20 protein-coding genes are annotated in these 19,736 nt (G+C 56.4%); 17 read left to right on the plus strand and 3 right to left on the minus strand.

Translation table 11 applies throughout. From position 1 onward, the window contains the following. Nucleotides 1-146 precede the first annotated feature (146 nt). The 17 genes from QFX31_RS06355 (at nucleotide 147) to QFX31_RS06435 (ending at nucleotide 16,843) form a co-directional block, all read left to right on the plus strand. Nucleotides 147-644: a 50S ribosomal protein L16 gene (locus QFX31_RS06355; protein ID WP_348531278.1), complete on the plus strand. Its 498-nt coding sequence runs from the start codon at nucleotides 147-149 to the stop codon at nucleotides 642-644. 13 nt (nucleotides 645-657) lie between these two features. Beyond that, nucleotides 658-1,284, plus strand: a complete 627-nt coding sequence (locus QFX31_RS06360; protein ID WP_348531279.1) for a translation initiation factor IF-2 subunit beta — start codon at nucleotides 658-660, stop codon at nucleotides 1,282-1,284. After that, nucleotides 1,281-1,514, plus strand: a complete 234-nt coding sequence (locus tag QFX31_RS06365; protein ID WP_348531280.1) for a hypothetical protein — start codon at nucleotides 1,281-1,283, stop codon at nucleotides 1,512-1,514. The genes QFX31_RS06360 and QFX31_RS06365 overlap by 4 nt, the downstream gene beginning before the upstream one ends. Before the next feature lie 266 nt (nucleotides 1,515-1,780). After that, nucleotides 1,781-2,062, plus strand: coding sequence for an Asp-tRNA(Asn)/Glu-tRNA(Gln) amidotransferase subunit GatC (gene gatC / locus QFX31_RS06370; protein ID WP_348531281.1), 282 nt, complete (start codon nucleotides 1,781-1,783; stop codon nucleotides 2,060-2,062). A gap of 2 nt (nucleotides 2,063-2,064) precedes the next feature. Continuing rightward, nucleotides 2,065-3,480, plus strand: a complete 1,416-nt coding sequence (gatA, locus tag QFX31_RS06375; protein WP_348531282.1) for an Asp-tRNA(Asn)/Glu-tRNA(Gln) amidotransferase subunit GatA — start codon at nucleotides 2,065-2,067, stop codon at nucleotides 3,478-3,480. Continuing rightward, nucleotides 3,480-4,898, plus strand: a complete 1,419-nt coding sequence (gatB, locus tag QFX31_RS06380; RefSeq protein WP_348531283.1) for an Asp-tRNA(Asn)/Glu-tRNA(Gln) amidotransferase subunit GatB — start codon at nucleotides 3,480-3,482, stop codon at nucleotides 4,896-4,898. The genes gatA and gatB overlap by 1 nt, the downstream gene beginning before the upstream one ends. A 193-nt stretch (nucleotides 4,899-5,091) precedes the next feature. Beyond that, nucleotides 5,092-5,280: a symporter small accessory protein gene (locus tag QFX31_RS06385; RefSeq protein ID WP_348531330.1), complete on the plus strand. Its 189-nt coding sequence runs from the start codon at nucleotides 5,092-5,094 to the stop codon at nucleotides 5,278-5,280. 5 nt (nucleotides 5,281-5,285) lie between these two features. Next, nucleotides 5,286-6,872: a sodium:solute symporter family protein gene (locus tag QFX31_RS06390; protein WP_348531284.1), complete on the plus strand. Its 1,587-nt coding sequence runs from the start codon at nucleotides 5,286-5,288 to the stop codon at nucleotides 6,870-6,872. A 171-nt stretch (nucleotides 6,873-7,043) separates the two neighbouring features. After that, nucleotides 7,044-8,168: a TIGR04083 family peptide-modifying radical SAM enzyme gene (locus QFX31_RS06395; RefSeq protein WP_348531285.1), complete on the plus strand. Its 1,125-nt coding sequence runs from the start codon at nucleotides 7,044-7,046 to the stop codon at nucleotides 8,166-8,168. 114 nt (nucleotides 8,169-8,282) lie between these two features. Further along, on the plus strand, nucleotides 8,283-8,753 hold the full coding sequence (locus QFX31_RS06400) for a hypothetical protein (protein WP_348531286.1): 471 nt from the start codon (nucleotides 8,283-8,285) through the stop codon (nucleotides 8,751-8,753). A gap of 159 nt (nucleotides 8,754-8,912) precedes the next feature. Continuing rightward, nucleotides 8,913-12,428, plus strand: coding sequence for a chromosome segregation protein SMC (gene smc, locus QFX31_RS06405; protein WP_348531287.1), 3,516 nt, complete (start codon nucleotides 8,913-8,915; stop codon nucleotides 12,426-12,428). 26 nt (nucleotides 12,429-12,454) lie between these two features. Beyond that, nucleotides 12,455-13,081: a segregation/condensation protein A gene (locus QFX31_RS06410; protein ID WP_348531288.1), complete on the plus strand. Its 627-nt coding sequence runs from the start codon at nucleotides 12,455-12,457 to the stop codon at nucleotides 13,079-13,081. A gap of 187 nt (nucleotides 13,082-13,268) precedes the next feature. Beyond that, complete coding sequence (locus QFX31_RS06415) at nucleotides 13,269-13,748, plus strand: Lrp/AsnC family transcriptional regulator (protein ID WP_348531289.1); 480 nt, start codon at nucleotides 13,269-13,271, stop codon at nucleotides 13,746-13,748. Beyond that, nucleotides 13,745-14,935 carry an aminotransferase class I/II-fold pyridoxal phosphate-dependent enzyme gene (locus QFX31_RS06420; RefSeq protein WP_348531290.1) on the plus strand — a complete coding sequence of 397 codons (1,191 nt, stop codon included), beginning with the start codon at nucleotides 13,745-13,747 and terminating at the stop codon, nucleotides 14,933-14,935. The genes QFX31_RS06415 and QFX31_RS06420 overlap by 4 nt, the downstream gene beginning before the upstream one ends. 11 nt (nucleotides 14,936-14,946) lie before the next feature. Beyond that, nucleotides 14,947-15,561, plus strand: coding sequence for a CDP-alcohol phosphatidyltransferase family protein (locus tag QFX31_RS06425; protein ID WP_348531291.1), 615 nt, complete (start codon nucleotides 14,947-14,949; stop codon nucleotides 15,559-15,561). A gap of 264 nt (nucleotides 15,562-15,825) precedes the next feature. Further along, complete coding sequence (locus QFX31_RS06430) at nucleotides 15,826-16,239, plus strand: LIM domain-containing protein (protein ID WP_348531292.1); 414 nt, start codon at nucleotides 15,826-15,828, stop codon at nucleotides 16,237-16,239. After that, complete coding sequence (locus tag QFX31_RS06435; protein ID WP_348531293.1) at nucleotides 16,202-16,843, plus strand: YkgJ family cysteine cluster protein; 642 nt, start codon at nucleotides 16,202-16,204, stop codon at nucleotides 16,841-16,843. Before QFX31_RS06430 ends, QFX31_RS06435 begins: the two co-directional genes overlap by 38 nt. Nucleotides 16,844-16,935: 92 nt before the next feature. Here QFX31_RS06435 and QFX31_RS06440 read toward each other — a convergent pair whose 3' ends face one another. From QFX31_RS06440 to QFX31_RS06450, 3 genes are read right to left on the minus strand one after another with little or no spacing between them, the layout of a single operon-like run. Beyond that, a complete protein-coding gene (locus tag QFX31_RS06440; RefSeq protein ID WP_348531294.1) occupies nucleotides 16,936-17,604 on the minus strand; it encodes a phosphoglycolate phosphatase in 669 nt (222 codons plus the stop codon). Next, the gene (gene radA / locus QFX31_RS06445; RefSeq protein ID WP_348531295.1) at nucleotides 17,601-18,569 is read right to left on the minus strand and encodes a DNA repair and recombination protein RadA; all 969 of its coding nucleotides are present in this window, start codon (nucleotides 18,567-18,569) and stop codon (nucleotides 17,601-17,603) included. Before radA ends, QFX31_RS06440 begins: the two co-directional genes overlap by 4 nt. Before the next feature lie 33 nt (nucleotides 18,570-18,602). Further along, entirely contained in the window at nucleotides 18,603-19,718 is a 1,116-nt protein-coding gene (locus tag QFX31_RS06450; protein ID WP_348531296.1) for an OB-fold nucleic acid binding domain-containing protein, read from the minus strand. Nucleotides 19,719-19,736 lie beyond the last annotated feature (18 nt).

The raw sequence follows: 19,736 nt of genomic DNA on the forward strand, positions 1-19,736 counted from the left end.
GTCTGGCTCCCGACCTACAAGAGCACAGGAGACTCATCGCCACACTGTCTGCAGCATAAATTTGCCGGACGCGCGCATCGGATACTAAGACTTATAAACCATTGGGTGGCAGGTAGCAGGTATCAAGCTCATCGGAGGAGTATTATTTGGCGCGAAAACCTGGAAGCATGTACAGAAGGATCGAGCGGCCTTACACGCGCAGGGAGTACATCGGAGGCGTCCCTGGGAGCAAGGTCGTTCACTACGACATGGGGAATCTCACGGAGGACTTTCCCGTGAAGCTCTCTCTTGTAGTTAGAGAGCCATGTCAGATAAGACACACTGCACTTGAGGCAGCAAGGGTTGCTGCAAACCGTTATCTCCTTAAAACACTGGGCAGGAACGATTTCCATCTCAAGCTAAGGGTCTACCCGCACCATGTCATAAGGGAGAACAAGCAGGCGACAGGCGCAGGCGCGGACCGCGTCTCCAGCGGCATGCGTCGCGCATTCGGGAAGCCTGTCGGCACAGCGGCCCAGGTCTACCCTGGACAGCGGATATTCACGCTGGGTGTGCACCCGGAGCATATCGAGGAGGCCAAGACGGCTCTGCGAAGGGCAGGTCACAAGCTGCCCTCGCCGGTCCAGATCATCGTAGGCTCCTGAACGGTGACCAGGCTTGGAGGACTATCTAGCGGGACTCGAGCGGGCGATGAGGTCCATGCCCGCCACCAAGGGCACAAAGGAGAGGTTCCAGATCCCTATGCCCAAGATATTCTACGAGGGCAAGACCACTGTGCTTGACAACTTCGCATCAATAGCTGACGCTCTTAACAGGGATCCGGATCACCTGATGAAGTTCCTTCTCCAGGAGCTGGGCACCGCGGGGAAGATCGAAGGGCATCGCGGAGTATTTCAGGGGAAGTTCACAGAGCAGGCGATCCAGAACCAGATCGAGGCCTATGTGGATGAGTATGTGATATGCACAGAGTGCAAGCTCCCTGATACGCATCTCATAAAGAGCGATCGCGTTCTTATGCTGAAGTGCGACGCGTGCGGAGCCCACAGGCCGGTAAAGAAGAGGAAGGCCAAGGCGGTCGTGGCGAAGGATGTCATAGAGGAGGGCGAGACCTACGAGCTCAGGATCGAGTCCGTGGGAAGCAAGGGTGACGGCATAGCAAAGGTGGACAAGTACCTGATCTTTGTGCCGAACACATCGAAGGGCGAGATCGTCAAGGCCAAGGTCAAGAAGATAAGCGGGACGCTTGCTTTTGCGGAGATCGTTGAGCGGAAGGGCAAGGCATGAGTGATAAGAGGATACACCTCAGCTTCACAGACAGGCATAAATACAGGATGGAGTTCGAGCCGGCCGAGTTCTGGAGGCCTCTCGCGGATGCCTATGAGGGGGTAGAGTGGTCGGTAGGCGATGACTGCCTCTCTGTGGTCGCGGAGAACTACTCGTACCTCCTGGACCTGCTGGTCCATGCCAGGCAGTTCTACCTCAGGTCCATGCCGTTCGAGGAGCGGTTCCGGTAGCTTTCGACCTCCTCTCCGGCCCGAAGACTAAAGCCTGCGTTTGTGGTTCTCTCACATCAATGAGATCACCGGCATGCGACCTCTACGGCTCCTCTTTGAGGGGATGGTCCTGAGGCTTGTTCTCCAAATCCCTTCAGCCGGCTTCTACAGAGCTTCTTTGTTTTCCCGGGGTCTGCGCCGGCAGCGTCATCCGGATAGTTATATTACCCAGGAGATCCACATGCCGGCATGGCCTGTGGTCTTTACACTTCGGATGTGGGGATACCATGATCACCATCAAGGATGTCGAGCACATAAGCTGGCTTGCCAGCATCAGGATCTCCGAGGAGGAGAAGGAGGAGCTTGTCGCGCAGTTCAACACGATCCTGGAGTACTTCCAGCAGATGGATGAGGTGGATACAGAGGGTGTCGAGCCGACATACAGGGTTGTGGACCTGGCAAACGTCTTCAGGGATGATGTGTCAAGGGACTCGCTCTCACAGGAGGAGGCTCTGAGAAACGCGCCGAGAAGGGAAGATGGATACTTCAGAAGCCCGAGGATAGTGTGAGCATGCTATTGCAGCTTAAGGATGAGATCAGGTCAGGCTCTGCTGAGGAGTATCTCCATAAACTCTTCGAGAGGATAGAGCGCAGCAGGCTGAACGCATTCACCACGCTTGCGAGGGAGAGCGCCCTCGAAGCGGCAAGAGAGTTCGATGCCAGGCCGTGGAGTGGTGCGCTCGCCGGGATTCCGATCGCGATAAAGGACAACATCTGCACAAAGGGCATAGAGACGACATGCAGCTCCAGAATACTCAGAGGATTCGTACCACCGTATGATGCCCATGTGATAGAAAGGCTCAGGGCGGAGGGCGCCATAATCATCGGGAAGACGAACATGGATGAGTTCGCCATGGGGACATCGACAGAGACGAGTTGTTTTGGGCCGACAAGAAACCCCTGGGATCTGGAGAGGGTGCCGGGGGGATCGAGCGGCGGATCTGCAGCAGCTGTTGCAGCGGGCGAGGCGCCATGCGCCCTTGGTTCTGACACGGGCGGATCTGTCAGATGCCCTGCATCCTTCTGCGGCACGGTCGGGCTGAAGCCCACCTACGGACTGGTCTCGCGCTACGGTCTGATCGCCTATGCGAACTCGCTCGAGCAGATCGGGCCGATCACAAAGACCGTTGAGGATGCAGCCCTTCTCCTGGAGGTCATAGCAGGCCACGATCCAAGGGATTCCACGTCTGTCGCCTCTGAAAAGAACTATCTCGATGGCATGAATGGGGATATCAGAGGCATACGCATCGGTGTTCCGGAGGAATACTTCGGCGAGGGTGTCGATCCGGGGGTGGAGCGGGCTGTGCGGGACGCTGTCTCAGTTCTGGAGGACCTGGGCGCGAGCTGGATGAAGATAAGCCTGCCGCACACGAGGTACGCGCTGCCGGCGTATTACATAATAGCGATGTCTGAAGCATCATCGAACCTTGCCAGGTTTGATGGGTTGAGATACGGCTTGAGGGTCGGCGAGGACAGGGACTGGCACACGACATTCTCTGAGATCAGGGCTGAGGGATTCGGGAAGGAGACGAAGCGCAGGATACTGCTCGGCACGTATGCCCTCTCCGCCGGCTACTACGGGCGGTACTACCTGAAGGCTCTGAAGGTGAGGACTCTCATAAGAAGAGATTTCGAGCATGCGCTTAAGGAGGTCGATATCATAGCATCCCCCACGATGCCCTTCCCCGCCTTCAGGATCGGTGAGAGGATAACGGATCCACTATCGCTTTACATGTCAGATGTGTTCACCGTTCCCATAAATCTGGCAGGAATTCCCGCGATATCAGTGCCATGCGGCTTCTCGGATGGACTTCCTGTAGGGCTGCAGCTCATGGCAAGGCCTTTCGACGAGGCTCTGCTTCTCAGGGTCGCCAATGCCTATGAGCAATCCACTCCGCATCATCTGAGAGCCCCGGAGGTGGTCTGATGGACGATGTGATAATAGGCCTGGAGATACACGTCCAGCTGAACAAGCTCAGGTCGAAGATGTTCTGCGGCTGCTCTACGGATTATCACGATGCACCTCCGAACACTCACACATGTCCTGTCTGTCTGGGCCTTCCAGGCTCGCTTCCTGTCATCAACAGGAGGGCGGTCGAGTTCGGGATAAAGGTCGCACTCGCGCTGAACTGCAGCATAGCAGAGGAGACGATGTTCTACAGGAAGAACTACTACTACCCGGATCTGCCAAAGGGATTCCAGATAAGCCAGTACGATTATCCGCTGGCCACCGGCGGGTATGTCCTGATCAAGGGTGATGATGGGCAGGAGCGGAGAATAAGGATAACCAGGGTCCACATGGAGGAGGATCCGGGAAGGCTGGTGCACGCGGGCACAATAGACCGAGCAAGGTACACCCTGGTCGATTACAATCGATGCGGCATGCCGCTTCTCGAGGTCGTCACAGAGCCAGATCTCCGGTCCCCCAGAGAGGCGAGGCTCTTTCTGGACAAGCTCAGGACGATCCTGGAGTACCTGGATGTGTTCGATGGCAACCTCGAAGGTGCTTTAAGAGTGGACTCGAACATATCGCTAGCAGGCGGGGACAGGGTGGAGGTCAAGAACATCTCGAGCCACAAGGGCGTGGAGAAGGCGTTATCGTACGAGATAACGAGACAGAGGAACCTGAAGCGGAGGGGGATTGAGGTCGTCCAGGAGACCAGGCACTACGACGAGCTCCGCGGAGTGACGGTATCGATAAGAACAAAGGAGGAGGCCCACGACTACAGGTACTTCCCAGAGATGGACCTCGTTCCTCTCAGGATCGCTGACTGGGTTCCCAGGATAAGGGCCGAGCTTCCAGAGCTTCCGGATGCGAAGAGGGAGCGCTTCAGGGAGCAGTACGGCATCAGCGATGATCACGCGAAGTCCCTCACCTCTGAGATAAAGGTCGCTGACTTCTACGAGTGGGTTGCGGCTCGAGCCGACCCGAGGCTTGCTGCTGTTTGGATCGCAGATGTTCTTAAAGGGGAGCTGAACTACAGGGATCTGACAATTGATAGCTTCAGGAGAGAGAGCATGCTCGAGATAGTCAGGATGCTCTCCGAGAAGGAGATCACAGACGAGATCGCAGTCAGCCTGATAAGAACCATACTCGACAGGGGCGGATCGCCCAGGGAGATCGTGGAGAGCATGGGCCTGAAGAGGGTGGATGATGATTATGTCGTCCAGGCGGTCAGGGAGGCGGTTGCTGATTCACATGAGGCGGTCAGGGACTACCTGAGCGGAAACGCGAGAGCGATAAACTACATCGTAGGGCAGGTCATGAAGAGAACAAAGGGCAGAGCAGATCCATCGGTTGCACACAGGCTTGTGAAGGAGGAGATCGAGCGGCAGAGCCGCTGATCCGCTCGACCCCTTCTGATGAAATGTTGGTCGCCATTCTCAGAGCGCCGAGCCGCTTTTTCCCCTGACACCACACCGGACTCTGCATCACAAATCTTTAACATATAATCCTGACCGTCACCCTTATATCATGATACTGTGTAACATGCTGTCACTGTACATTCTTTGGGAGATCTGCAAAGAGGGTGCCGATGTGCTTGGAATAGATGATCCTTGGATATGGGGAGTTTATATTTTATGCATTTTGAGCACAGTTCTGTGTGTCTCATACGGCATCGCCAACTGGAACAAAGGCGAGGAGCTTGAGAAGCAGGAGATCATGGAGGAGGCTTCCTGGGAGGCCCAGGAGCTGGAGATGCAGGAGAAAGAGCTGGGCATGTGATAACCATGAATCTGTTACTTCTCAACGTGATAGTTCTGGTCTATCTGCTTGTCACACTCTACCTGGGCTACAGGGGCTGGGCGACGACCAGGGACACTGAAGGGTACATGGTGGCGGGCAGAAAGATCCATCCATACATAATGGCGATGAGCTACGGGGCAACCTTCATCAGCACCTCTGCGATCGTGGGATTCGGTGGGATGGCAGGGCTCTTCGGCATGGGTCTCCTCTGGCTGACATTTCTCAACATCTTTGTGGGAATATTCATAGCGTTCATAATTTACGGAAAGCGCACCAGGCGGATGGGATATAACCTGGGGGCAATGACTCTTCCAGAGCTCATGGGCAGGAGGTTTGACAGCCACTTCATCCAGTGGTTCAGCGGGCTTGTGATCTTTCTCGGGATGCCTCTCTATTCATCGGTTGTCCTGATCGGAGCTGCCAGGTTCATGGAGACGACGCTCTCCATAGACTTCAACCTCGCGCTGCTTCTCTACTCCATCATAATCGCCGCCTATGTGGTATGGGGTGGCCTGAAGGGGGTCATGTACACAGACGCGATGCAGGGCACAATAATGTTCCTGGGGATGATATTCCTTCTCATCATGACCTATCTCCATCTTGGAGGTGTGACAGCTGCACACCAGGCGCTAACAGACATGGCAGGCCTGGTCCCACAGAACCTTGCGGCTCAGGGTCACAGGGGATGGACGAGCATGCCAGCGCTCGGAAGCGCATGGTGGTGGACCCTGGTCTCGACCGTGGTTCTCGGTGTGGGTATTGGGGTTCTGGCGATGCCGCAGCTCGCGGTGCGCTTCATGACGGTGAGATCGAGCAGGGAGCTGAACCGTGGAGTCCTGATCGGGGGCGTTTTCATACTTGCAATGACCGGCGTCGCATTTGATGTCGGGGCACTCTCAAACGTCTTCTTCTACACCACACAGGGCAAGATAGCGATAGAGGCCGCAAAGGGGAACGCGGACAGCATAATACCCGTTTACATCAATGCGGCGATGCCGGAGTGGTTTGTGTACCTCTTCATGCTGACACTCCTTGCAGCCGCGATGTCCACATCGAGTTCCCAGTTCCATGCCCAGGGCACTGCGATCGGCAGGGATATCTATGAGACGCTGACAGGGAGAAAGGGGACGGGGTCAATACTGGTGACCAGAGCAGGTATCATAGCTGCAGTGGTTATCGCGGTCGTCCTCGGATACATACTTCCTGAGAACATAATCGCCCGGGGAACTGCCATATTCTTCGGACTCTGTGCGGCTGCGTTTCTCCCGATGTACACGTGCGCCCTCTTCTGGAGGCGTGCCACAAGAGCGGGCGCGATCGCAGGGCTCGTGACCGGAACCCTCTCAAGCGTGCTCTGGATGGTCTTCGTGCACAAGAAGGAGGCCGAAGCTCTGGGCATATCCAGATTCATCTTCGGCAGGGATGTGCTGATAACCCAGATGCCCTGGCCGGTTGTGGATCCCATAGTCGTCGCGCTCCCACTGGCATTTCTCGTCACGATCGTTGTGAGCATGCTCACGAGACCGCCGGACAGCTCGCATATTGAGAGATGCTTCAAGGGCATCAAATAATTTTATATTTTATTATTTTCTTTACTTAATTGCGAGCTGTTCTGTGTCTGAATTTTTATTTCTGAACATTGTATTTCAGTATGTTAACACTGTGATGCTTTCCCTGGAAATCTATTAATACCCTGAGATGCTCTAAGCTCCTGAATGCAGAGGAAAAGGCCTTTTCATGTTATGATCATTCCCACTCTGGGATGTCCTTCCAAGTGCAGCTACTGCTGGAGCTCTGAGGAGGGCTCTCCTGTGATGAGCATTGATACCGTCAGAGAGATCGTCGAGTGGCTGAAGGTTTTTCGTGATGATCCTGTGACATTCACATTCCACGGCGGGGAGCCGCTGCTTGCTGGCGTTGAGTTTTACAGGGAGGCGCTGCCGCTGCTTGCAGATGGTCTTTCAAACCTCAAGCCATCTTTTGCTTTGCAGACGAACCTCTGGAGGCTCACGCCTGAGCTGGCAGAGGTGCTTAAGAGGTATGATGTGCCGATCGGCTCGAGCCTCGACGGCCCGAAGGAGATAAACGATTTTCAGAGATCCGAGGGCTACTACGATCGGACCATGCGCGGCTACAGCATCGCCCGTGCTCACGGCCTGAGCGTGCAGTTCATATGCACCTTCACCTCTCACTCCATAAAGTACAGGGAGGAGATCTTCGATTTCTTCATGAGCAACGGGCTGACATTAAAGCTCCACCCTGCGCTCCCATCGCTCCGCAGCGACGAGCCGGAGAGTTGGGCTCTCGATCCATCTGAGTACGGAGAGCTTCTCGTTTATCTCCTCGATAGATACCTGGAGAACATGGACAGGATTGAGGTGAGGAACATCAACGATCTCTGCAGGTGCGTCTTCAGCGGTCGCGGGACTGTTTGCACGTTTGTGGACTGCATTGATAACACATTTGCTGTGGGCCCTGATGGAAGCATATATCCGTGCTACAGGTTCGTCGGGATGCCTGATTACGTCATGGGCAGCGTCTACGATCGCCCATCCATGGACGACATCAGAAAATCAGACGCATGGAGGCGAATGAACCGCTTCAGGGAGTGCGTGGAGGTTCACTGCAAGAAATGCAAGCATCTCAGGTACTGCAGGGGCGGATGCCCTTACAATGCGATATCCCACACAGATGGAGAGATAAGAGGCGTGGATCCATACTGCGTCGCCTACCGTAGGATCTTCGACGAGATCTCCGATAGGTTCAACAGAGAGCTTCTCAGCTCCTTAGGACTGCAGGGCAACAAGCCTGGCATAATGGCACTCATCCGCAAGATCGCATCCAAGGAGGAGCCGAGAGGGCTTTGATATTTTATGTTCATCTAACCGATAAATCTATACGTCATCAATCACATCTCCACTTTCGATCAGAGGATGTCTTTATTCGGGTGAGTCTGTGGTATCAGTTCATGGGGGTTGTGCATGGTAGCGTTCATCAGAATGCTCGTTCCTTTAATCATGATTGCTCTGGTTGCCGGGGTTGTTGCAGCGCAGACTGTGTCCGAGGGGGCGTTCGTTCCGGTGTCCGGGCAGCAGGTGGGCGGAGAATTTGGGCGGGCCTGGCTCCAGAACTTCCTCAGGTACAACGAGCCGCCCGTGAAGGCGGATCAGGTGAACGACCTCTGGAGCTGGGGTGGAGCTCCCAAGGGGAAGAAGATCGTCGGGGGCAAGCTCGTTCCGGATATGACCGTGAACTACACGAACATAACCTCAGACTGGCTCGGCGAGATGCCGCTCGGGACGATCGTTAACCTGAACGGGAGCAGGTACGCCACCCTGAAGGAAGGTCTCCCGCTCTCGCCGCTGTACCTATCCGATGACCCATGGGTTAGGGCGCAGCAGCTCGGCACGATAGTGAGAACGCCCACCGATTACTACTACCCGCTGATCTGATGCCTGCCAGCCCATGTGATAGAGAGCATCAGGGCGCAAACTCCGGCCTTCAGGCCGGAGAGAAGGTCACGAGCAGAATCGATACGCCTGGCACTGATACCATCGAGGTCACCACAGGCATGCTCTTGAGGGCATGCGCCATCTCATCTGGAGGCAGCATTGCATATCAAGGAGATCGAGCTCAGGAACTTCAAATCGTTCGGCAGAAGGGCTCTCGTACAGCTTAAAAAGGACTTCATAGTCATCACGGGGCCCAACGGGAGCGGAAAATCGAACATCATAGATGCCCTTCTCTTCTCGCTCTGCCTCACGAGCTCCAGGGCTATGCGCGCCGAGAGGCTGACTGATCTCATATACCGCGGCGATGACGGCAAAGCCCCTGACTTCGCAGAGGTGACCGTGAGGCTCGACAACAGCACCAGGGCCATGCCTGTGGACAGCGATGAGGTTGTTATAACGAGACGCATAAAGGTCAACGGCGACAGGTACCACGCGCAGCACTACCTGAACGGCAAACCCTGCACCCAGGCCGAGCTTCAGGAATACCTGGCGAGAGCTGGGATAACGCCGGAGGGATACAACGTTGTGATGCAGGGGGACGTCACAAGGATAATCGAGATGGGCCCCACGGAGAGGAGAAGGATCATCGATGAGATAGCCGGAGTCGCCGAGTTCGAGGAGAAGAAGCAGCGGGCCATGGAAGAGCTCGATGTTGTCAGGGAGAGGATCGCCCGGGTGGATGTCATCCTGGAGGAGGTCGGCCAGCAGCTCAGGCGGCTCCAGGCAGAGCGCGACAGGGCTCTGAGGTACAGGGCATGTCGGGAAGAGAGGAAGAGGCAGGAGGCCTACCTTCTGCTTGCAAGATTAAAAGAGTCTGAGGCCGAGCTCAGCGGGCTGGATGGCGAGATCGCATCCATCACATCAGAGAAGTCCCGGCTTCTAGAGATTCTTGAAGATAGAAGAGAGGAGCTGAGGGCGCTGGAGGAGCGGCTGAAGGCTGTTGAGGGCGAGATCAGCCACAAGGGAGAGGATGAGCAGCTCAGTTTGAGGCGCGAGATCGAGGAGATCAGAGGGGAGATCGCGAGGAAGGAGACCAGGATCGAGGCCGCGGATGCTGATATAAAGGAGGCTGAGAGATCCCTGAGCCAGTGCTTCATAGAGATGGACAAAGTGCGAACGGAGATCGCTGCGATCTCAGAGCAGCTCAGCGATAAGGCTGTGAGAAGAGCCGGCCTCCAGGGGGAGCTGGAGGAGCAGAGATCACGGCTTTCATCGCTCCGATCAACCATCTCCGATGCTGATAGCAGGTTCGCAAGATACAGGGAAGAGCTGGCCCGGGTGCTAAAGGAGATCGAGGAGATACGCTCACAGATCGGGGAGAGGGTCAGAGAGAGGGATCGGCTTCTCGATGCTATCAGAAGGGCATCGATGGAGAAGGAGGAGATAGCCACAGAGATCACCGAGGCGCTGAGCAGCATCTCCGCGGCATCCACAGAGTCTGAGAGGCTCGAGGCCGAGGTCGAGTCTCTCGCCTCAGAGGCGATGGCTCTCGATAAGAGGAAAGACGAGCTGGAGGCGAGGAGGCTAAGCCTCCGCAGGGAGCTGGCAGAGCTCGACAGGAGCCTTCAGAGGCTGCAGAGCGAGTACGCCAGGGTCGAAGCCCAGGTCAGGGCAGCCGAGGAGAGGTCCGGCTACAGCAGAGCGGTGGAGGCGGTGAGATCTGCGATGAAGCGGGGCATACTCCAGGGCCTCTGCGGGACGATCGCGGATCTCGGGGAGGTGGACAGGCGGTATGCCGCAGCGCTTGAGGTCGCAGCCGGTTCAAGGCTCCAGAGCGTGGTCGCGGAGAGCGATGATGATGCAGCAGCCGCGATAGATTACCTGAAGAGATCCCAGATAGGCAGGGCGACATTTCTGCCGCTCAACAAAATGGAGTTCGGCTCCCTGCCTGAGGTTCCAAGAGCTCCAGGCGTCATAGACTTCGCCCTGAACCTGATAAGGTTCGATGATCGCTTCTACCCTGCCTTCTGGTACGTCTTCCGGGATACGCTTGTCGTTGAGGATCTCGATACCGCCAGGAGGATGATCGGTAGATACAGAATGGTGACCCTCGATGGGGATCTTATAGAGCGGAGCGGCGCGATGACGGGCGGCCACTACACATCACGCCTAAAGTTCGCGGCAGAGGAGAGCAGGAGGCTTGTGGGGATATCAGAGCGCATATCAGCCACAGAGACAAGCAGGAGCGAGCTGCTCGAGAAGCTCGATTCCACCGAGGAGGAGATAGCATCAATCAGCAAAAAGCTCGAGACCCTGGACAAGGAGATCTCCAGGAGGACATTCCTGCTTGAGGAGAGGCGATCGCTTAGAGGCAGAATGGAGCGGTACATCGAGGAACGCAAGTCCAGGCTCTCGGAGATCGAGAAAGGCGGCGAGGAGCACAGGAGCAGGCTCACAGCGCTGGAGCGGGAGGTGCAGGAGCTGGAGTCCCTCCTCTCGGAGAAGGATGAGGCCAGGGAGAAACTGGAGCGGGAGATGCAGGGCTCCAGGATACCTGAGATGATGGAGCGTGCGGAGCAGATAGAGGGAGAGATCAGAAGGCTCGAGTCGAGGATCATGGATCTGGACTCCGAGATCATGCGCTCCAGGCTGAGGGAGGAGAGCCTGAGGAGCAGGCTGGATGAGCTCGCGCGGACGAGGGAGCTCATGGAGCTCAAGAAAAACGATGCAGTTACAAGACGCAGCACAGCGCTCTCGAGCATAGAGGAGCTCAAAGGTGCACTGGATGAGCTGCTCAGGAGAGAGATGAACCTCGACCTGGAGCTCAGCGGCCTGAAGGGGGAGAGAGGGTCTCTCCTGGAGAGCATAATCGGCAAGGAGCGCGAGATAGGCGGTATGGAGAGAAACATTGAGCGTCTCGATGCGAGGCTACTTGCAGTATCGGGAGCCAGGGATGAGATCTCCAGGAGCATGGAGGCGCTCAGATCCGAGATAGAGGGTGCAGGCATCGATCTCTCAGAGGCTCCTCCGAAAAGCGAGACGATCGCTGCGAAGATCAGAGCGCTGGAGGAGGAGATGGCAGCTCTCGAGCCAGTCAACATGCTCGCCATCGATGAGTACGATCGCGTTGATAAGAGATTCCGCAATCTGAGCGATCGCAGGGAGGTCCTCCACAGGGAGAGGGAGGGGATCATGGAGAAGCTTGAGCAGTACGACCGCATGAAGAAAGATGCCTTCATGAGCTGCTTTGCGGCCGTGAACCAGAACTTCAGGGAGATCTTTCACGAGCTCTCAGGCGGAGATGGAGAGCTCGTGCTCGAATGTCCTGACGATCCGCTTAGCGGAGGTATGACCATAAGAGCGAGACCAGCTGGCAAGGCGTTCCACAGGCTTGAGGCGATGTCGGGCGGGGAGAAGAGCCTTACCGCGCTCTCTCTGATTTTTGCGATCCAGCGGTTCAGGCCTGCCCCGTTCTATGCCATGGACGAGATCGACATGTTCCTTGACGGGGCGAATGTGGAGCGCGTGGCCAAGATGATTCGCAGAATCTCCAGGGATGCGCAGTTCATAGTGGTCTCGCTGAGGCGCCCCATGATACAGCAGGCCAGCTACACAATCGGAGTCTCGATGCAGGATAAGAACATCAGCAGCGTGACCGGCATATGTCTGAGCTGAACCCCGATCCTTATGCAGGTCTGGAGATGAGCGACCCGGCTGAGGTGCTGGTCGAGCTTGCCAGGCGGGGAGAGCTCGACCCCTGGGACGTGGATATAGTCAGGACCACCGAGAGGTTCCTGGAGTATGTCGAGTCGCTTGCTCAGAGGGATCTCCGGATACCTGCCAGGACTCTTCTCTACGCCGCGATTCTTCTTAGAATGAAATCAGATGCGATGGAGGAGCAGGAGGAGGAAGAGGAGATCGTTGAGGCTCCTGTGGAGACCCCGGAGGAGGTGGCGTACACCCTGCCGCAGCCACCGGTCCGCCGCCGCACCAGGCGCCCGGTCACACTTGACGAGCTGATAGCGGAGCTCAAAAAGGCCGAGATGATAGGGAGAAAGAGAGCGATACGTCAGCGACTGGAGGAGCCTGAGGAGGAGATACTCGACCTCTCCCACGAGGAGGGCGTCGAGGACAGGATAAAGATGCTCTCCCCTCTGATAGAGGATATGCTGAGCGTGAAGGAGAGGGTTGAGCTCAGGGATATCGAGGGCGACAGGGTAATGAACTATCTCGCTCTCCTCTTCATGGCCCAGCGGAAGCAGATATGGCTCGAGCAGGAGCAGCTCTTCGGGGATCTCTTCATCACACGCCCAGGAGGAAGCATGTGAGCACGCGGCACGACATCTGCAAATATGCATCTCACAGATTGTTGCTGATTCGTATCGCCTTAGATCTGTCCATCCGGTCCAAGCCCATGAGATGTGATGTGTTCATCGGAGCATCTGCATAAAATGGGACCGGACCTCCACAAGCGTAAAGGCTATAATCAGATCGTGCATCGTTATACAGGATTTTATGAACGAGATTTTGCAGATACTCTCTGAGAACGCGAGGGCGACACCAGCGGAGATCGCGGCTCTTCTCGGCAGAACTGAGGAGGATGTGGCCCGCGAGATAAAGGAGCTGGAGGACTCAGGGGTCATAAGAAAGTACATCACGATCATAGACTGGGAGAAGGCATCTGAGGGCTACGTTTACGCGGTCATAGAGCTGAAGGTTGCACTCCAGAGGTCGACAGGCTACGATTCCGTGGCAGAGAGGATTGCAAGATTCTCCGAGGTTCAGTCTGTGCGGCTCATATCAGGTGATCATGACCTCTCGGTCACGGTCCGCGGAAAATCCATGAGGGATGTGGCATTCTTTGTGGCGGAGAAGATCGCGCCCCTGGAGGGCGTCCAGTCGACATGCACTCACTTCATACTGAAGAGCTACAAGGAGCACGGGGTCATTCTGACAGATAGAACCAAGCCCAGGAGACTGGTGATAACAGCATGACTATCCTCAGAGAGGTTCCAGCATGGAATGCCGAGGCCCACATCTCCCGGACGGTGAGGGATCTGCCACCATCCGGGATCAGGAGATTCTTCGACCTGGTGAACGAGATGGATGAGGCGATCAGCCTGGGGGTCGGCGAGCCGGACTTCGTCACACCATGGCATGTCAGGGAGGCCTGCATATACTCTCTCGAGTCAGGCTACACCTCATACACATCAAACAAGGGGATGCCTGAGCTGCGTGAGGCCATCGCAGATTTCACAAAGGAGCAGCTGGGCCTCGATTACGATCCCGCCGAGCAGATACTCGTGACCACGGGCGTGAGCGAGGCTGTGGATCTTGCGTTCAGGGCGACGCTCAACCCGGGGGACGAGGTGATAGTTCCCGAGCCGTGCTACGTCGCATACGTTCCGGACATAATACTTGCAGGCGGCGTGCCCCGTCAGATCTCAACAAGAATAGACGATGGGTTCAGGGTCACTCCAGAATCGATAATGCCAGCGATCACGGAGAAAACCAAAGCGCTGGTGCTGAGCTACCCGAACAACCCGACGGGCGCGATAATGACGCGCAGCGATCTCGAGAGCATCGCAGACCTGGTTGTTGAGCACGATCTTCTCGTCATATCCGATGAGGTCTACGGCATGCTAACGTACTCTGGGATGCATGCGAGCTTCGCACAGCTCGATGGGATGAGCGAGAGGACGATCATACTCAACGGCCTGTCAAAATCACACGCCATGACCGGCTGGCGGATCGGCTACGCGCTCGGAGATCCGATGGTCATAGGCGCCATGACGAAGATCCATCAGTACACCATGCTCTGTGCCCCGATAATGTCGCAGATGGCTGCCATCGAGGCACTCCTCCATGGAGAGGAGGAGATGCTCAAGATGAAGCACGAGTACAACCTGAGAAGGAGGCTCTTCGTCTCCGGTCTCAACAGAATCGGCCTGCCGTGCATAGAGCCGCAGGGCGCCTTCTACGCGTTCCCATCGATCATCGATACAGGTCTGTCATCAGAAGCCTTTGCAGAGCGCCTGCTCAGGGAGCAGAAGGTCGCGGTCGTCCCGGGGAACGTCTTCGGACAGAGCGGCGAGGGATTCCTGAGGTGCTCCTACGCCACATCCAGGGAGGAGCTCATAGAGGCTCTGGACAGGATCGAGACGTTCCTGGATAAGCTGTAGCAGGAGGGAGGATGCTCAGATCCCGGCTTCTCCGGAGGGAGAGAACAGATGGGATTCTCAAGCCCTTCGCTAGGCTGGGTCTACATCCCATAACGTGGTCTCTGCTGTCACTGCCGTTCGCATTTGCGGGCATGCTGCTCCTGGGAAGGGGTGATCTCGTCCCAGGACTGCTGATGTTTCTCGCAGCTGGAGCGATGGATGTCATCGATGGAGCTGTTGCGAGGGCGACCAGCACGGTCACCCTTCTCGGCGCATACATAGATGGAGTCCTCGACAGGTACGTGGAGCTGCTGCTCATCCTGGGGCTGATGCTCCACCTCGGCGATCGCATCGACCTGAGACTCTCCCTGATCTTCTCGCTGCTCATCTTTGGTTCTCTGATGACGAGCTTCGTCAGGGCCTATGCAGATCACAGAGGACTTGTCAGAGACCAGGAGGCGCTCAGGAGGATGGGGGGGCTCCTTGAGAGGGCGGAGCGTCTCATGCTCCTATACACATGCATAATCGCAGGGCTGTACAGCACGGATATTCTGCTGGTGATATTGACGATAACAGCGCTGCTCGCGAACCTGACCGTGATCCAGAGGATCTTTCTGGTTCTGAATCATGCGAGAAGATCGGGATGATCCTGACCGGTTCGTGGCCCGAGTCGCTGAAAGCCTGATTGGGATCAGCAATCATTGCCGTAAAGCCTCCTGAATCCTGAGATACCATATGTTTTCGGTCTTAATGATATGGCAGAGACTGGCGCTGGACATCTGTGCAGCAGAACCATAGGCTGCCTCCAGCCTCAGATCGGATGGATGGGACCTGCAGCCCGCTCCGTTGACACATCGGTTTCTAAAACCATGCAGTAATATTTTTAAATACCAAAATAAGATTCGAGACGCATGAGATGCCAGATGTGCGGTCGGGATCTTGGGGAGGACGATGTTTACATCCATAATGGGGAGACGCTCTGCGAGGACTGCTATATCGAGGCGAGCCACAGGATACGCGTGTGCGATCCATGGGGCGAGTACTCAGCGAGGACATTCAGGAAGATGCATGGACTCAAGGGCGATGAGGGCCTCACAGAGATCCAGAAGAGGCTGTACAATCTGGTGTGCTCGAGAAAGGTCACGCGCGAGGATCTGCAGGCGGAGCTGGGGCTCTCTCCCCAGCAGCTTGAGAACGAGATCGCGATCCTGCGGCACTGCCAGCTCGTGAAGGGCAGGCGCGAGGGAGACAAGGTATACATAGTGCCGTGGGAATACACAGGCGGCGATGAAGCTCCCTCCAGTGAAGGTGCGCAGCGCATTTGATGTCAGGTGGCTCTGCCACAAGTTTTTCTCTCACATCTGCCTCGAAGAGAAGAGGCGCGGCGAGCATCTCTCTTTCCTCAGGGATCACTGGTCAGTCAGGGAGGAGGAGCAGAGGAAGATCGATCTCGGGGAGAGGGCTTCATTCGATATAGCCCTGCCCATACCCGCCCGGGACAGGGGTTTCGCTGAGACGTGCGAGGGCGTGGATCTCTTCTGGGAGATCTTCGAGTGCAGGAGATGCGGGCGGTGCTGCTACACCCCGGGCGCTGGCCTGGTGCTGGAGGAGGGTGACATACAGAGGATCTCTGAGTTTCTGGGCTCGAAGAAGCGCCTCAGATCGATGTGCAGGAAGGGTGAAGGGGGGACCTGGATACTGAAGCAGCCCTGCCCCTTCTACGACAGCAGTGAGGGATGCAGGATCTACGAGGTCAGGCCGCTGACCTGCAGGCTCTATCCGCTGCATCCACCCCTCAGGGATATGCCGTTCAACCTCGCAGTCGATTCCTTCTGCCCTGCTGCAAGGGAGGTGGCGAAGAAGACACTGGGCTGGTGGGCGATCTGCGAGAAGCACTGGGCCGAGATAGTAAAAGCATATCAGAAGTGATATCCAGTGGTCTCCTGAGATTGAAACTCTTCCGCGCTGGAGCCCGCCGCGCTCTGCTGCGCCCGCTGTGGTATAAAAACACCAGAACTGCATCAGATCATGCCTGAAGAGCGCATGTGATCGATTATCTCAGCGAACCCATCTCCGAACGGGCGGTCTGCGACGTACCTGGCCGCGGATTTGACAGCAGGATGCGCATTACCGACAGCAGCCGGAAATCCCGAGATCTCCATCATAGGTATGTCGCTGGGGCTGTCGCCGATGGCCGCGATGCGTTTGGTTGGAATCCCCAGACGCTCAGATATCCTCCTGAGACCAGTGCCCTTTGTTACTCCCCTGTTCTTTATGTGAATGGCAAAACCGGTATCCACAAGCTCCACAGGTATGTTCAGGGACTCCAGGTACCTGGAGGCTGCATCCACATCAAAACCGCGGATGAGCACGAGATCTGTGAGACGGTACCTGGAATCGAATTTCTTAATGCCGAACCTCTCTTTGAGATGCTCATACGCCTCGTCGCACATCTTTCTGTCGCCAACGACCTCTATTCTGTCGTCCGAGGAGATGACCCCGCCATTCTCTGCGACGAAGTGTCTCACGCCTAAAAGCACAGCTGCGGCTCTGGTGAAGCAGTGGGTGTTGCCTGTCACGAGTATCACAGGCACATCGAGCTCCCTGATAACGCTGACAGATACCGGGCTCAGAACCCTTCTCTCATCCGTGAGCGTGCCGTCGATGTCGACGGCCACAGCCTCAATCAATCCCTGAGACCCTCCATCGTCACGGAGAAGACAGCCTCGCCGTCCGGCAGGTTGGGGGAGTCGACGAGCCTGGCTATGCGCTTGTCGCCCTTCGACTTTCTGAGGTAAACCCTGAAGGTCGCTGTGTGGCCGAGGACGTGGCCGCCGACAGGCTTCGTGGGATCGCCGAAGAACGTGTCAGGCTTCGCCATCACCTGGTTTGTTACGAGTATCAGCGCGTTGTTCAGATCCGCGAACCTCATGAGATCGTGGAGGTGCTTGTTGAGCTTCTGCTGCCTGTCGGCCAGCGTTCCCCGCCCCACATACTCAGCCCTGAAATGTGCGGTCACAGAGTCGACTATCAGAAGCCTCACAGGGTGGTCGGTCTCCCTGAGGCTCTCTGCAAGCTCCATGGCGCTCTCAGCCAGCAGTATCTGATGGTTCGAGTTGTAGGCCCTCGCGACATGTATGTTCTTCAGGAAATCCTCGGGCCGCCAGTCCCGGTCATCTATCGCTCTCAGCCCCATCACCATCTGCGATATCCTCTCAGGCCTGAATGTGTTCTCCGTGTCGATGATGATCGCCGATCCATTCAGGCCGCCGAGCTCTGGCGGGAGCTGGACGTTTACAGCGAGCTGGTGGGCCACCTGTGTCTTGCCCGAGCCGAACTCGCCATACAGCTCCACTATCGCCTGGGTCTCCATGCCGCCGCCGAGCAGCTCATCGAAGTTTTTGCTGCCGGTGGTTATCTTGCCGACGAGCTTCCTGCGCTCAAGAACCTGATCTCCTGTCTCGAACCCTCCGATATCTGCGGCCTCCCTCGCTGCAGCGATTATCTTCGCAGCGGTGGCCTCGCCGATCTCAGCCACTGCCACAAGCTCCCCGGGGGAGGCGACTGCTACAGCCTCTATTGTTGTAAATCCCGCCTCCCTGAGCTTCTCCGCGGTGGCAGGCCCAACACCGGGCAGATCTTCCAACAGCTTCATCCGATCCCCATACTCCTTACGAATATAACACGTTTATCCAGGCGGAGCGAAAGTGATCCTGCTCCTCCGGCCGCAGCTGATCTCCAGCTCGCCGTTCCAGCCGTTCTTAACCTGGCCGCCCGTTATCTCGACTCTGTAGCCGAGATCCGCGTTCTCCAGCAGCCGGTGAAGATCCCCCCAGAGGGAGACCCTCACACGTCCCGTCTCATCTGTGACATTTATGCTTGTGACGTATCCCTTTGTGCCATCATCCCTCTGAAACTCCCTGAGCTCGCCGATCCCAGTCAGGTAACCGGCTATGTTGCACACCTCTCCAGCTCTGAGATCTGCGATTGGCGTGAATCGCTCGTAGTACTTGATCTCAGTGGAACTCTTTCTTATCACAGTGTACCTGCTGGTCTGGAGCTCTACGAATCCGTATCTCTCCCGTGAGCTGCAGTTTATGAACTCGAGAACATCACCCTCTGAAACGTCGATGAGAGCATGATCGTTCCAGAGCGTGATGCTGATGCTCCCTGTATCATCTCCGAGGAGCATGCTCCTGACGAACCCCCTCGAGCCATCCTTTCTTGCGAACTCCCTCGCCTCTCCTGGATCGATGACCTTCGCGATTATGCTGATCTCACCCATATCAGGCTTTATCTCCGCGATCTTCAGAGGCTCGACCCTGACCTTTATGTCCCTGTCAGCCTCCTGTATGCTGCATCCTCTCCCGATGCTTATCTCCACTCCAGATCTTCCGAGCCTGGGAAAGCCTCTTATCTTGAGACACTGGTCGACCCTGATATCCCCAGAGCTTATCAGATCTGTCGCATCATCCCAGAGTGTCACCTTTATCATCCCGGTCTCGTCGCCCATGGTGAGAGATGCAACCCGGCCAGTGGAGCCATCCGACCGGCTGAACTCCCTCACCTCTGAGATCTGAACAACCCTGCCGATGAATGTGACAGCCCCTGACTCAGGCCTGATATCCTTTATCTTCGTCAGTATCTCGCCAGCGCCGAGCTCATGTGCGACGAGCATGGCTGCTGTGATGGGATCGCATAGTCCGCCCATGAGGGAGACCTTCTCGTTCACCCTGGCCTCGAATTCCTCGATGCTTATCCTATCTGATACCTGCCTGAAGATCTCCTCGAGCTGTTCGTCCATCCGACACCCTCTGATGAT

This window comes from Methanothrix sp. (assembly GCF_030055635.1).
GTDB lineage: Archaea > Halobacteriota > Methanosarcinia > Methanotrichales > Methanotrichaceae > Methanothrix_B.